Source organism: Streptomyces sp. SA15, from assembly GCF_002291145.1.
In the GTDB taxonomy this organism is placed as follows: Bacteria; Actinomycetota; Actinomycetes; order Streptomycetales; family Streptomycetaceae; genus Streptomyces.
In genome coordinates, this window is record NZ_NTGE01000073.1 from 101,770 (window position 1) to 114,666 (window position 12,897).

The following is a 12,897-nucleotide window of genomic DNA, read 5'->3' on the forward strand; positions in this document are numbered from 1 at the left end:
CTCCGCCGGGGCGCCCGCGTTCGGCGCCCCGCCGCCCGGCGGCCCGAGGGACGCGTACATCGGCCGCGCCCCGATGCGGAACGTCGACGGCACCGACTGGCCGCGTTGGTACGCCGAGCACCGCGTGCTGCCCTACCTGCGCCTGGCGGTCGACGACGGCACCGTGCGGCCCGCCGAGGCGGCCGTATTCGAGAGGGTCTGCGAGCGGCTGCCCGAGCTGGCGGGCCCGGCGGAGCCGCCCGCCCGGCTGCACGGCGACCTGTGGAACGGCAACGTGCTGTGGGGCGCCGACGGCCGGGCGTGGCTGATCGACCCGGCCGCACACGGCGGACACCGCGAGACCGACCTGGCGATGCTCCACCTCTTCGGCTGCCCCCACCTCGACGAGGTGCTGGACGGCTACCAGCAGCAGGCGCCGCTCGCCGACGGCTGGGCGGACCGCATCGGGCTGCACCAGCTCTTCCCGCTCCTGGTGCACGCCGTGCTCTTCGGTCGCGGCTACGCCGAACAGGCTCTCGGGCAAGTACGAGCGGCCCTGGCGCGCTGATCCACCAGGCGCCAGGGCCGCCGTACGAGCGCCTTCCGGCGTGACGTCGAGGGCGAGGAAAGCGAAGGGAGCAATTCGAACTGCCGCGCCGCGACGTCGCCCTCCCCGGCGGGTCCCGCGGGGGAGGGGATGCGATGGGTGTGCCGGATGACCAGCGGTTCCAGACGGTGGACCATCCCGGAATGATCGCAGGGCGGCGGGCGCCGACGCACACGAGTTTTCGAGTGCGCGGCCCCGGGGAGCTCAGGAACGCTCGGCGTTCTTCTCCTTGATCCGCGCCGCCTCCTTGCGGACCTCGGCCTGGGTGGCGCGCTCCTTCTCCAGCCACTCGGGCCGCTCCTCCTTGAGCGCCTCGATCTGCTCGGTGGTCAGCGCCTCGGTGATCCCGCCGCGGGCCAGGCCGGCGATGGAGACCCCCAGCTTCGCCGCGACCACCGGACGCGGGTGCGGGCCGTCGCGTCGCAGTTCCCGCAGCCACTCGGGCGGGTTCGCCTGCAGCTCGTTCAGCTCGGAGCGCGTGACGACGCCTTCCTGGAACTCTGCGGGGGTGGCCGGGAGGTACACACCCAGCTTCTTCGCCGCGGTCGCGGGCTTCATCGTCTGGGTGGTCTGGTGCGACTTCATGCTGTCCAGACTATCGACCGCGTACGAGACCTCCGACCACGGCGGGTAGCCTGGCGTGGTGAAAGGCTCGGCAGCATCCTCCTCCTTCCGCCTCGCGTACGTCCCCGGCGTGACCCCCGGCAAGTGGGTGCGGATCTGGAACGAACGCCTGCCCGACGTCCCCCTGGAGCTGATCACGGTGCAGGCCGCCGAGGCATCCGACGTCTTGCGCGCCGGCGACGCCGACGCCGCGTTCGTACGGCTCCCGGTCGACCGTACGGTCTTCAGCGCGATCCCCCTCTACACCGAGACGACCGTCGTCGTGGTCCCCAAGGACCACCTCGTCACGGCGGCGGACGAGGTGTCGTGCGCCGACCTCGCCGAGGAGGTCGTGCTGCACCCCCTCGACGACGTCCTGGACTGGGACCGGCCGCCGGGAGAACCCGCCTTCGAACGCCCCGCCACCACCGCGGACGCCGTCGAACTCGTCGCCGCGGGCATCGGCCTCCTCGTCGTCCCCCAGTCCCTGGCCCGCCTGCACCACCGCCGGGACCTCACCTACCGGCCGGTCGTGGACGCCCCCCAGTCGAGCGTCGCGCTGTCCTGGCCGGAGGACGCGACCACCGATCTGGTCGAGGATTTCATCGGCATCGTCCGCGGCCGGACGGTCAACAGCACACGCGGTCGCGCCAAGCCCCCGGCCACGGCCGAGGCGGAGCGCAAGCGGCCCGAGAAGAGCGGCGGACGCAAGCCGGCAGCGGGCAGGTCGACCGGAAAGGGCGCCCGGGGCGTATCCGGGGCGCGCGGCGGTTCCGGCGGTTCCGGCGGTGCCAAGGGCGCGCGTCGCGGCAAGCCCCGCCGCAAGTCGTAGCGCAGGCCCGTCACTTCTGGTGAACCCGGTGCCGGCGTCGCCGCGGCGAGTGCCGTGGCCTGGAGAAGGTGCTGTCCGGGGAGTGGTGAGTTCCGATCAGGAAGCCGGAGTCGAGCTCACCAGCCAGTCGTACGCGGCACGCGCCGTGAACTCGGCCTGACCGCCGGGCAGGAGGAGACCGGCGGTGGCGAACTCATGGGCGTCGGCCTGTGCGGCGACATACGGGATCGCGATGCAGCGCATACCGGCCGCGTGCGCGGCGGCGGCACCCGGTGCCGCGTCCTCCAGGACCACGCAGTGGGCCGGGGCCGCACCGAGCAGGCGGGCCGCTTCCAGGAAGACGTCGGGAGCGGGCTTGCCCTGGGCGACCTCGTCGGCCGACACGACGGTCCGCAGGTAGGTGCCGAGGCCCGTACCCGCCAGGATCGCGTCGATGGCCTCGGGCGACGAACCCGAGGCCACAGCCATCGGGACCCCCTCGCCCGCCAGCAACTCCACGAACTTCCGCATCTCGGGGTACGCGCGCGTGGAGGCGCGGGCCAGTTCCAGATAGCGGCGGTTCTTGGCGGCCAGGATCTCCTCCACCGGGGCGCGCAGTCCGTAGCGCTCCTTCCAGTCCGCGACCGTGTCCTGCGTGCCGATGCCGACGTACCGCTCGTGGTCCGTCCAGGTGAAGTCCGGGACGCCGTGCTCGGCGAGGGTCTGCCGCCCCGCTTCGTAGTAGTTGGGCTCGCTGTCCACGAGCGTTCCGTCGAGATCGAAGATGACTGCGGTGTCCCCGAGAATGCTCATGATCCCAGGATGTCAAAGGTCATTTCCGAGCAGTTCGCCCGATCGACTCCACCAGCGGCAGCAACCGGTGCGGGACGCGCTCCCGCAGGGCCACCTCGGTGCGGGTGCGGACCACGCCCGGCAGGCTGATCAGCTTCTGGATCACGTCCTCCAGATGCGCGTTGTCCCGTGCCACCACCCGCGTCAGCAGATCCCCGCCGCCCGTGATCGAGAAGGCCTCGACGATCTCCGGTACGGCGGCCAGCGCGTCGCCCACGTCGTCCAGATGCCCCTGGGTGACCTCGATGTGCACGAAGGCGAGCACCGGGTGGCCGAGCGCGGCGGGGGACAGGGACGGCCCCGTGCCGGTGATCACCCCGTCCCGCTCCAGGCGGTCGAGACGGGCCTGGAGCGTGCCGCGTGCGACCCCGAGGATGCGGGCGTACTCGCGCACGCTCGTGCGCGGCTGCTCCAGCAGCAGCCGCAGGATGCGGGTGTCGAGCTCGTCGACGACGGCCATGGTGTCAGTCTCCTCATACCTCGTCCGTATACCTGGTCCGTTGGCCCCTCGGTGGACGGGTCAAGACCGCTTTGTCTGTGCCAACGGCTCAGCATCCTAGGTATCACTTGAACCAAGTTGCCCCTCGATGCTGCAATGAACGCGTCGATGGCGCTGCGGACCCCGCGGCGCCTTTTTCGTGCCGGTGTCTTTCGTGCCGGTGTCCAAGGAGCGGGAAGCAATGCTGAAGAGGGTGTTCGTGGCGCCGGACCCGGGGCGGGCGCGGCTGCGCTTCGCCGCGCGGGCCGTGCTCGGCATCGGTCTGGCGGTCGTCGTGTGCGGGATCGCCGGGCAATCGCTGGTCGGGGTCGTGACCGGCGGACTCGCCGCGCTGCTCGCCCTGTTCACGGTCACCGACGCCACGGTCCGCGGGCAGGCGGTCACCACCGCGTTGCTGCCCGCCGTCGGCCTGCCCGTGCTCGCCGCCGCGGCCGAACTGCACGATCACCCCGTCGCCCGGGACCTCACCTTCCTCGCCGTGGTCGGCGCGGGCGTCTACGCGCGCCGCTGGGGCCCGCGCGGGCACAGCCTCGGTGTGTTCGCGTTCATGACCTTCTTCGTGGCGCAGTTCCTGCACGCGACCACCGACCAGCTGCCCGAGCTGTACGCCGCCGTCCTGCTGTCCCTGCTCACCGCGGCGGCCGTCCGCTTCGGCCTGTGGTGCTACGAGCGCCGCCTGCCCCCGGCCCCCGTGCCCGCCCCGCCGGGCGGCACCGGCCTCGCCCGCGTGACCACGCGCCAGGCGATCCAGGCCACCGCCGGCGCGGGCTTCGCCCTGGTGGTGGGCCAGCTGGTGTCCGGGCAGCGCTGGTACTGGGCCGTCGGCGCCGCCTGGTGGGTCTTCGTCAACACCACCTCGCGCGGCGAGACCCTGGTACGCGGCTTCCGCCGGGTCCTCGGCACGGTGGTCGGCATCGGCCTCGGCCTGCTCGTCGCCGTCCCCCTCGACGGGGCCGCGCTGCCGACCGTCGCGCTCCTGACCGCCTGCGTCTTCGGCATCTTCTACACCGCCGCGGTCTCGTACACCTGGATGATGCTCTGCGTGACGGTCCTCGCGGAGCTCCTCTACGGCCTCCTGGGCGTCCTCGATCCCGCGCTGCTCGCGCTGCGGCTCGTGGAGACGGGTATCGGCGCGCTCGGTGCCGTGCTGGCGGTGCTCCTCGTCCTGCCCGTCACCACCCACACCGTCACCGACGCCTGGATCCAGCGGGCGCTGCGCTGTGTCCACGCCTGCACCGCCGAGGCCGCCGCCCGCCTCGCCGGCTCCGAGACCGCCGACCCGGCACCCCGCGTGGCGGAACTGGAGCAACTGCTCGGCCGGGTACGGCTGTCCGTCGCCCCGCTGGTCCACCCCCTCAACCCGATGCTCGGCCGCAAGCGGCGCGCCCGCCGGGTGCTGGCCCTGCTCGACGACTGCGCCCGCGAGATCCGCGGCCTGGTCACCGTCGCCGCCGACCCGGAGGCCTCGCACGACGCACGCCTGGCCGCCGCCTGCTGGCGCGTCGAGACCGCGGTCGAGGCACTCACCGGCGGGACTCGCGAGAACGCCACCCCGCTCGCGCCCCTGCCGCCCGCGGCGGAACCCGCGCTGGCCCACCTGCACGGCCTGGAGCGCGCCCTCGCCGAACTGGCCACGCCCCTGCGGGCACCGTCGGGTTCACCGCTGGTGGGCACCTGAGGCAGCGGCGGCTTCTCGCCACCGGCACACCGTCCCTTGGTCTAGACCTTCCGTGATCGACTGCTACCGTCACCCCGAACGACACAGCACCGAGAGGGGACCGCGGTGACAGACGGCGGCAGGCGGCGACGACGGGCCTTCATCGGATCCTTCACGGCGGCCGGAGGTCCCGGGATCGTGACGGCGGCCGTGGACCGGGACAGTGGCGCACTGACCCTCCTCAGCGGCGCGAACAGCCTTGCCGACCCGTCGTACCTGGCGCTCTCGCCCGACGGGGCCACGCTGTACGCGGTCAGCGAGACGGCCGAGGGCGCGGTGGCCGCGTACCGCGTGACCGGCGACAAGCCCGAACCGGCCGGCCCGCCGGTACCGGTCGACGGCAGTGGGCCCACCCACCTCAGCGTCCACGCGGGCCACGTCCTGACCGCCAACTACGGCTCCGGCAGCGTGACCGCCGTGCCCGTCCGCGCCGACGGCACCCTCGCCGACGCCCCGTCCGGCGTGCTCCGGCACACCGGCTCCGGCCCGTACACGCCCCGCCAGCAGGGGCCGCACGCCCACCAGGTACAGCCAGACCCGAGCGGACGCTGGGCCGTCAGCGTCGACCTCGGCACGGACTCGGTGCGGGTGTGCACGCTGGTCGACGGCGCTCTCGTACCGCACCGCGAGATCGCCCTGCGGCCCGGCTCCGGGCCGCGCCACCTGGCCTTCCATCCGGACGGCCGGTACGCGTACGTGGTCAACGAACTCACGCCCACCCTCACCGTCTGCCGCTGGGACCCCGCAGACGGCACCTTGGAGCCGCTGGCCGAGACACCGGTGCTGCCCGGCGCCCCGGACGGCGACGCCTACCCGTCGGGCATCGCCGCCGCACCCGACGGCCGCTTCGTGTGGACCGCCACCCGCGGCGAGGACGTCCTCTCCGTATTCGACGTCGTCGCCGAGGACGAGGGCGGCCTGCGGCTGCTCGGCACGGTGCCCTGCGGCGGCCACTGGCCACGTGCGATCACCGCGTCGGACGGATTCCTGTACGTCGCGAACGAGCGCTCCGGCGACGTGTCCTGGTTCGCCATCGACCCGGACACGGGACTGCCGCGGTACGGCGGCTCGGTCGAGGTTCCGGCGGCTTCCTGCGTGGTCCTGGACTGAGAGCCTGTGTCACAGGCTCTGACACCTCGGCGCCCATGGCGAAGGGCCCGCTTCCGTGGGGAGCGGGCCCTTTCGCCGTACGAAGGTGAACGCGGTGCGCGTCAGCGGACCGGCGTGCCCTGCGGCTGCTGCGGGGCGATACCCAGCGCGGTCGTGTACTTGGCCAGCGCCAGCTTGCCGATGGCCGGGTACGGGCCGAGCGCCTCCGCGGCGGAGCAGTCCGCCTCCCTGGCCGCCTCCGTGATCAGCGCCGGGTCGATCTCCGGCCCTATCAGGTAAGGCGCCAGCGCCAACTGCTGCGAGCCCGAGGATCGCAGCTGCTCGGCGACGGACGCGATCGAGCCCTCCTGGTCCAGGGCCGCCGCCATCACCGGCACGGCCAGACGCGCGGCGAGCAGCATGCCGGTGATCCCGGCCGCCTGCACGGCCTCCTCGCCGCCCACCGAGGCCAGGATGATGCCGTCCGCAGCAGTCGCCACGGTGAACAGGCGGGCACGGTCGGCGCGGGCCAGACCGGCCTCCGACAGGCGCACGTGCAGCGCCTCGGCCAGCAGCGGATGCGGGCCCAGCACGTCGGTCAGCTCCGTCGCGACGCGGCTGTCCATCACGGCCTGGCGGATCCGGCGCAGCAGCGCGCTGTCCGGGCCGGCGAGCAGCGGTACGACGACGGCCACCGGGCCGTCGGGCTCCCTGACGTCCATACCGGCGGCCCTGGCCTGCTCATAGCGCGCGGTGCGCTCCTCGGCGGCGTGCGCGAGCACGGCCTGCAGCGCGGGGAACTCCGCGTCGCCCCCGTCCAGGTACCCGATCCGGGCGTCGAGGCCGGGGAGCTCGGAGCGGGCGATGCTCACGACCTCCGCGGCGAGACTGCGCGTGGCGGTGCCCGGAGTGCCCGGCACCGCGAGGACGAGCGCGGGCGCACCCTCGGGAGCCGCCAGGGGCTCCGGACGGCGGTGCCGTCCGGGCTGGCGGGGTCGCGGCATTCGTACTGGCAGGCCGGACGCGGGCCCAGTGGGGGAGCTCATGGCGTCGCATGTTACTGGCTTCTTGGGCTCCCCTGTTCGGGGAGGGTGCAGGTGAGCGGTATCCGTCCGGTTTTGTCTGATGAGTTACCTACGGATGAGTTACGCGGAGATCTGAAGTGATCAGTGGGTTTCCCGACGGCGGGATCAATCACCTTTCGTGTTCACCACGCAAAGCATCCTCTCGTCACCCGGAAGGGTGAGCGAACCGGCCGCCAGGTCGGTGGCGATGCGGACCGAGCCGTGCAACGGGTCTCCTTCGGCGGGCACCCGCCGAGCATGCGGCAGCCGCCTCGCCAACTCCTTCTCGAGCGGTACGACGAGAGGGTCGCCCATCTTGAACAGGCCGCCGGTGAGGGCGAGGCGGGGCTCGCCGTCGGGCGGGCAGACGGCGGCCACGGAGTCCGCCATGTGCCGGGCAGCCGCACGCAGGATGCCCACGGCGACGGGATCGGCGTCGGCGGCGCACGCGGACACCCGGGGCGCGAAGGAGGCGAGGACGGCGGGGCGGTCGGGGCGCGGATAGACCTTGCCGGGCAGCTGTGGCATCGGACCGAACAGTTCCTCGGCGCACGCCAGCAGCCGGGCGGAGCCGCCCTCCCGCCCGTCATGGGCGCGCAGCGCCGCCTCCAGCCCCGCCCGGCCGATCCACGCGCCGCCGCCGCAGTCGCCGAGCAGATGCCCCCAGCCGTCCGCGCGGCGCCAGCGGTTCAGGTCGGTGCCGATCGCGATCAGACCGGTACCGGCGGCGACGACCGCACCAGGCCGTGGGCCGAGGGCGCCGGCGTAGGCGGTGACGGCGTCGGCGACGAGGGCGACCGTGCGTACACCGAACTCCCGTGTCAGGGCGGCCGGGAGTTCGGCTCGCAGCGCGTCGCCCAGCGTGGCGAGCCCGGCGGCGCCGATCACGGCCGTGCCCAGCGGGCCGACACCCGTCTCGGCGACCAACGCGCGGACCAGGGGGGCCAGTTGCTCCATGAAGTGCCCCGGATCGATGCCGCGGTCACCGGTGCGCACCGGCTCCCGGGACTCCCGCTGGGCCGACGGGCGGGACTCGGCGGATCCGGCGGCGCCGACAACGATGCGAAGGCCGGAACCGCCGGAGTCGACGGCGAGGATCCCGTCCCCCGCACCGGTCACGGCAGACGCCAGTCCACCGGCTGTCCGCCCTGCCTGACCAGCAGGTCGTTGGCCCGGCTGAAGGGACGGGAACCGAAGAAGCCACGGTCGGCCGACATCGGGGAGGGATGCGCGGACTCCACCGACGGCAGGTCGCCCAGCAGCGGGCGGAGGTTGCGGGCGTCGCGGCCCCACAGGATCGACACCAGCGGCTTGCCGCGCCCCGCCAGGGCACGTATCGCCTGCTCGGTGACCTCCTCCCAGCCCTTGCCGCGGTGCGCCCCCGGACTGCGCGGTGCCGTGGTGAGCGCCCTGTTGAGCAGCAGCACGCCCTGCTGGGTCCATGGCGTCAGGTCACCGTTGGACGGCCGCGCCAGCCCCAGGTCGGTGTCGAGCTCGCGGAAGATGTTGATCAGGCTGCCCGGCAGCGGACGTACGTCGGGCGCGACCGAGAACGACAGGCCCACAGCGTGCCCCGGCGTCGGGTACGGGTCCTGTCCGACGATCAGGACCCGTACATCGTCGAAGGGTTGCTGGAAGGCCCGCAGGACATTCGGTCCGGCCGGGAGATAGGTGCGTCCCGCGGCGATCTCCGCGCGCAGGAAGTCGCCCATCTCGGCGATCCGCCCGGCGACGGGTTCCAGGGCGTTCGCCCAGCCCGGTTCGACGATTTCATGCAAGGGTCGTGGAGCCACGGGCGTCACCCTACTGCCGTACGGGCGGCGGAGATCAACCGGTGGCCAAGGCCGGTCCGTAACCCTGTCGGCGTCGGCCGCGCTCGCCTCCGGGTCATCCGACCACCGCGGCCCGCACACACAGCACGTCCGGCAGATGCGACGCCAACTGCCGCCAGCTGTCGCCGTCGTCGGCCGAAGCGAACACCTCGCCGTTGCGGTTGCCGAAGTACACGCCCGCCGGGTCCGTGTCGTCCGTGCACATCGCGTCCCGCAGCACCGTGCCGTAGTGGTCCTCCTGCGGCAGGCCCGCCGTGAGCGGCTCCCAGGTCTTGCCCGCGTCCGCCGTGCGGAAGACCCGACAGCGCCGGTCGGCGGGGACCCGGTCCGCGTCGGCGTTGATCGGGAACACGTACGCCGTGTCACCCCGGTGGGGGTGGGCGGCCACCGCGAAGCCGAACGTGGAGGGCAGGCCCTCGCCGATGTCCGTCCAGTGCGCGCCGGCGTCGTCGCTGCGGTACACCCCCCAGTGGTTCTGCAGGTACAGCCGGTCCGGCGTCGCCGCGTCCTGCGCGATCTTGTGCACGCACTGGCCGAACTCCGGGTTCGGGTCCGGCAGGAAGACCGCGGAGACACCGGAGTTGGACGGCTCCCAGCTCGCGCCGCCGTCCTTGGTGCGGAACACCCCGGCCGTCGACACCGCCACCGTCACCGCGCGCGGATCCCGCTTGTCGGTGATCACGGTGTGCAGGCCCTCACCGCCGCCGCCCGGCACCCACTGCGACCGCGTGGGGTGCTCCCACAGGGGCCGGACGAGCTCGAAGCTCTCGCCGCGGTCCTCGGAGCGGTACAGCGCGGCCGGTTCCGTGCCCGCGTACACCACGTCCGGCTCCGCGGCCGCCGGATGCAGCTGCCAGACCCGCTCCAGCGACGCGTTCGTGTCCTTGGGGAACTTCACGGCGGGCTGTGCCGGTTCGGTCCAGGTCCGGCCCAGATCGTCGGAGTGGAACACCGAGGGGCCCCAGTGCGCGCTGTCCCCGCCGGCCAGCAGCCGTGGGCTGTCGCCCCGGGTGTCGATGGCGACCGAGTACACGGCCTGTGCGTTGAAGTAGGGGCTCTCGTCGAACTCCCAGGCGCTGCCCTTTCTGCGCCCGATGAACAGGCCTTTGCGTGTGCCCACGGCGAGCAGTACTTCGGTCATGCCGATCACCTCCGCGACGTCTTCGTCTCAGACACCGGTCAGTCTGCACCCCACCACTGACACTCACCCCCGCAAAGAGCTTCGCCGCAGGTCAGAGCGGCGATGGCGGCCGGGCCGCGGGGAATCGCGGGCCGCGTTCGGGAAGATGCCCCGCACGGGCGAGGAGGGCATGGGAGCGCCTGAGCCGGAAACCCGGCGTGAGCATCCAGGACACGTCTGACGTATGGGAGGGCGGTCCGGCATGTTCGTGTGCTCGTGAGGAGGATGCCTTCGATGGCGTTCCGTGGTCGGAAGGTGTGGCTGTGGCGCTGGCGGCGCAATCCACTCAAGCGTCGGGCCGACTGGGTGGAGGGCTGGGTCGTGCTCGGCGCCTGGGTGGTCACCGTCCTCGCCGGGGTGCTCGCCGGTCTGGCGGTCGCCCGGTCCGTCGAGCACGATCTGGCGCGGGAGCGCGCCGAGTGGCGACCGGTCGTGGCGCACCTCACCGAGCCCGCACCCGGAACGGCCACCACGCAGTCCGGCAGGTCCAGCGGCGATCGGGTGTGGGCCGAGGTGCGCTGGACCGTGGCGGACGGTTCCGCACACACGGGCCAGGCCCGGGTCCGCCCGGGCAGCGCCCTCGGGGCTCCGGTCACGGTGTGGACGGACCGGGAGGGCCGGCTGGTGACGAAGCCCGCCACCGTGACCCAGGCCAGGGTGCGGGCCGCCATGATCGGCAGCCTGATCGGGGTGACCGCCGGGTCCGTGCCCTTCGTCGGCGGCCGTGCGCTGCGCGGCCGCCTGGAGCGCCGCCGCCTGGACCAGTGGGACGCCGAGTGGGCGCGGTTCGGTCCGCTGTGGAGGCGTACGGCGGGCTGAGAGCCTGTGTGGGATGTGACGGACACAGGCTCTGAGCGTGGGCCGACGGCGGGGACCGGCGCCGAGGACGGCCCCGGCCGTACGAATTCGCGTGCGGGAAGCGGGAAACCGAACGCAGGCGAGTGTCGAGTCGAGGCCCCCGCGCGCGGCGAATCAGCTCCCGTCGGGCAACGCGCGCGCCAGGATCGCGTCCAGGTCGGCGGCGTCGGGAAGCGTGCCGAAGGCGTGCCCCCAGTCGCCCCCGAGCCGACTCGCGCAGAAGGCGTCGGCGACGGCGGGCGGGGCGTGCCGGACCAGGAGCGAGGCCTGCAACGTCAGGGCCATCAGCTCCACCAGCCGCCGCGCACCGATCTCGGACGTCTCGGCCAACTGCCCCTTGAGACGGGCCACCGCGGCGTCCAGTCGGGCGTCCGCGCTCCGCGCCGAAGCGAGTTCGTCGAAGAGGGCCTGAGCGGCACCGGACTCACGCCGCAACGCCCGCAGCACATCGAGCGCGTTGACGTTTCCCGATCCCTCCCAGATCGACAGCAGGGGAGCCTCGCGGTAATGCCGGGGCATCCCCGACTCCTCGACATAGCCGTTGCCGCCGAGACACTCCAGGGCCTCGGCGGTGAAGGCCGGGCCCCGCTTGGTGACCCAGTACTTGCCCACGGCGGTCGCGATCCGGCGGAAGGCGGCCTCACCGGTGTCCCCGCGCACCGCACGGTCGGCCGCGCCGGCCAGCCGCAGGGTGAGCGTCGTCGCGGCCTCGGACTCCAGCGCCAGATCGGCCAGCACGTTGCGCATCAGGGGCTGGTCCAGCAGTCGCGCCCCGAACGCGCTGCGGTGGCGTACGTGGTGCCCCGCCTCGACGAGCGTCTTGCGCATCAGGGTGGCCGACATCATCACGCAGTCCAGCCGGGTGCAGTTGACCATCTCGATGATCGTCTTGATGCCCTGTCCCTCGGGGCCGACCAGCCAGGCGACCGTTCCGTCGAACTCGGGCTCGGAGGAGGCGTTGGACCGGTTGCCCAGCTTGTCCTTCAGCCGCTGGATGCGGAAGGTGTTGCGGCTGCCGTCGGGCAGTACACGCGGCACCAGGAAGCAGGACAGGCCGCCCGGAGCCTGCGCCAGCACGAGGAACACGTCGCACATCGGCGCCGAGGTGAACCACTTGTGCCCGCGCAGCGTGTACACGCCGGACTCGGCGGTGGGCGTGGCCGTCGTGGTGTTCGTCCGGACGTCGGAGCCGCCCTGCTTCTCCGTCATCCCCATGCCCGCCAGCAGGCCGCGCTTCTCGGTCGGCACCTTGAGGCCCGGTTCGTACTCACGGCTGGTCAGCAGGGGTTCGTAGATCTTGGAGAGTTCCGGCTGCCTGCGCAGCGGGGGGATCGCGGCGTACGTCATCGACGTCGGACAGCCATGGCCGGCCTCGGTGTGCCCCCACACCAGTCCACCTGCGGTACGGGCGACATGGGCGCCCGCCCGGTCCTCCGCCCAGGGCGTGCCGGCCAGCCCCTCGGCGACCGCGGCCCGCATCAGGTGATGCCAGCTCGGGTGGAAGTCGATCTCGTCCACGCGGTTGCCGTACCGGTCGTGCGTGCGCAGCTCCGGTTCGTGGCGGTTGGCCAGATCGGCCCACTCCTGCGCCTCGGCGCTGCCGGCCCTCAGTCCGAGACGCCGGATGCCCTCCTCGGCCCACCCCGCACCTTCCCGGCGCAGCCCTTCGAGCAGAGCCGTGTCCGCGGACGCGTCGTACGGGGCCAGGGGAGGGGGCTGGTTGGTGACGGCGTGGGTGGCGGAGCCCTCGTATTCCATACGAACAGTGTTGCACTATCTCTTCGGTCGCAGCAATCATGCAACATG

13 protein-coding genes are annotated in these 12,897 nt (G+C 72.9%); 5 read left to right on the forward strand and 8 right to left on the reverse strand.

Going from position 1 to position 12,897, the window contains the following annotated elements; genetic code table 11:
- The coding region (locus tag CLM62_RS51435; RefSeq protein ID WP_257003817.1) for a fructosamine kinase family protein at nucleotides 1-547 on the forward strand (547 nt) is incomplete at its 5' end.
- A 243-nt stretch (nucleotides 548-790) separates the two neighbouring features.
- Here CLM62_RS51435 and CLM62_RS12335 read toward each other — a convergent pair.
- Nucleotides 791-1,171, reverse strand: a complete 381-nt coding sequence (locus CLM62_RS12335; RefSeq protein ID WP_095749867.1) for a DUF5997 family protein — start codon at nucleotides 1,169-1,171, stop codon at nucleotides 791-793.
- A gap of 58 nt (nucleotides 1,172-1,229) precedes the next feature.
- Between CLM62_RS12335 and CLM62_RS12340 the strand changes: the two genes are divergently transcribed.
- On the forward strand, nucleotides 1,230-2,021 hold the full coding sequence (locus tag CLM62_RS12340) for a LysR family substrate-binding domain-containing protein (RefSeq protein WP_095750059.1): 792 nt from the start codon (nucleotides 1,230-1,232) through the stop codon (nucleotides 2,019-2,021).
- A 96-nt stretch (nucleotides 2,022-2,117) separates the two neighbouring features.
- On the opposite strand, the gene CLM62_RS12345 is transcribed toward CLM62_RS12340, so the two are convergent.
- Both CLM62_RS12345 and CLM62_RS12350 read right to left on the reverse strand, forming a co-directional pair.
- Entirely contained in the window at nucleotides 2,118-2,813 is a 696-nt protein-coding gene (locus CLM62_RS12345) for an HAD family phosphatase (protein ID WP_095749868.1), read from the reverse strand.
- A gap of 19 nt (nucleotides 2,814-2,832) precedes the next feature.
- Nucleotides 2,833-3,312 (reverse strand): Lrp/AsnC family transcriptional regulator, encoded by a 480-nt coding sequence (locus tag CLM62_RS12350; protein ID WP_095749869.1) that lies wholly within the window; start codon nucleotides 3,310-3,312, stop codon nucleotides 2,833-2,835.
- Nucleotides 3,313-3,532: 220 nt separating this feature from the next.
- Between CLM62_RS12350 and CLM62_RS12355 the strand changes: the two genes are divergently transcribed.
- Complete coding sequence (locus tag CLM62_RS12355) at nucleotides 3,533-5,029, forward strand: FUSC family protein (RefSeq protein ID WP_095749870.1); 1,497 nt, start codon at nucleotides 3,533-3,535, stop codon at nucleotides 5,027-5,029.
- Between the two features lie 105 nt (nucleotides 5,030-5,134).
- The gene (locus tag CLM62_RS12360) at nucleotides 5,135-6,178 is read left to right on the forward strand and encodes a lactonase family protein (protein ID WP_095749871.1); all 1,044 of its coding nucleotides are present in this window, start codon (nucleotides 5,135-5,137) and stop codon (nucleotides 6,176-6,178) included.
- A gap of 101 nt (nucleotides 6,179-6,279) precedes the next feature.
- On the opposite strand, the gene CLM62_RS12365 is transcribed toward CLM62_RS12360, so the two are convergent.
- The 4 genes from CLM62_RS12365 to CLM62_RS12380 all read right to left on the reverse strand — a co-directional run bounded on the left by CLM62_RS12365 (nucleotide 6,280) and on the right by CLM62_RS12380 (nucleotide 10,194).
- Nucleotides 6,280-7,203 (reverse strand): sirohydrochlorin chelatase, encoded by a 924-nt coding sequence (locus tag CLM62_RS12365; protein WP_095749872.1) that lies wholly within the window; start codon nucleotides 7,201-7,203, stop codon nucleotides 6,280-6,282.
- A gap of 144 nt (nucleotides 7,204-7,347) precedes the next feature.
- Nucleotides 7,348-8,340, reverse strand: coding sequence for an N-acetylglucosamine kinase (locus tag CLM62_RS12370; RefSeq protein ID WP_095749873.1), 993 nt, complete (start codon nucleotides 8,338-8,340; stop codon nucleotides 7,348-7,350).
- Nucleotides 8,337-9,014, reverse strand: a complete 678-nt coding sequence (locus tag CLM62_RS12375) for a uracil-DNA glycosylase (protein WP_095750060.1) — start codon at nucleotides 9,012-9,014, stop codon at nucleotides 8,337-8,339. The genes CLM62_RS12370 and CLM62_RS12375 overlap by 4 nt, the downstream gene beginning before the upstream one ends.
- 94 nt (nucleotides 9,015-9,108) lie before the next feature.
- Nucleotides 9,109-10,194, reverse strand: a complete 1,086-nt coding sequence (locus CLM62_RS12380) for an exo-alpha-sialidase (RefSeq protein WP_179382062.1) — start codon at nucleotides 10,192-10,194, stop codon at nucleotides 9,109-9,111.
- Between the two features lie 273 nt (nucleotides 10,195-10,467).
- Between CLM62_RS12380 and CLM62_RS12385 the strand changes: the two genes are divergently transcribed.
- A complete protein-coding gene (locus CLM62_RS12385; RefSeq protein ID WP_095749875.1) occupies nucleotides 10,468-11,052 on the forward strand; it encodes a hypothetical protein in 585 nt (194 codons plus the stop codon).
- A gap of 153 nt (nucleotides 11,053-11,205) precedes the next feature.
- On the opposite strand, the gene CLM62_RS12390 is transcribed toward CLM62_RS12385, so the two are convergent.
- Nucleotides 11,206-12,849: an acyl-CoA dehydrogenase family protein gene (locus CLM62_RS12390; protein ID WP_095749876.1), complete on the reverse strand. Its 1,644-nt coding sequence runs from the start codon at nucleotides 12,847-12,849 to the stop codon at nucleotides 11,206-11,208.
- Between the last annotated feature and the right edge of the window lie 48 nt (nucleotides 12,850-12,897).

What these genes read in the sequence shown, in the direction of transcription:
- CLM62_RS12345 (WP_095749868.1), bottom strand. Translation starts at nt 2,813, where the DNA reads ATGAGCATTCTCGGGGACACCGCAGTCATCTTCGATCTCGACGGAACG.
- CLM62_RS12385 (WP_095749875.1), top strand. Translation starts at nt 10,468, where the DNA reads ATGGCGTTCCGTGGTCGGAAGGTGTGGCTGTGGCGCTGGCGGCGCAAT.
- CLM62_RS12365 (WP_095749872.1), bottom strand. Translation starts at nt 7,203, where the DNA reads ATGAGCTCCCCCACTGGGCCCGCGTCCGGCCTGCCAGTACGAATGCCG.
- CLM62_RS12355 (WP_095749870.1), top strand. Translation starts at nt 3,533, where the DNA reads ATGCTGAAGAGGGTGTTCGTGGCGCCGGACCCGGGGCGGGCGCGGCTG.
- CLM62_RS12350 (WP_095749869.1), bottom strand. Translation starts at nt 3,312, where the DNA reads ATGGCCGTCGTCGACGAGCTCGACACCCGCATCCTGCGGCTGCTGCTG.
- CLM62_RS12390 (WP_095749876.1), bottom strand. Translation starts at nt 12,849, where the DNA reads ATGGAATACGAGGGCTCCGCCACCCACGCCGTCACCAACCAGCCCCCT.
- CLM62_RS12335 (WP_095749867.1), bottom strand. Translation starts at nt 1,171, where the DNA reads ATGAAGTCGCACCAGACCACCCAGACGATGAAGCCCGCGACCGCGGCG.
- CLM62_RS12380 (WP_179382062.1), bottom strand. Translation starts at nt 10,194, where the DNA reads ATGACCGAAGTACTGCTCGCCGTGGGCACACGCAAAGGCCTGTTCATC.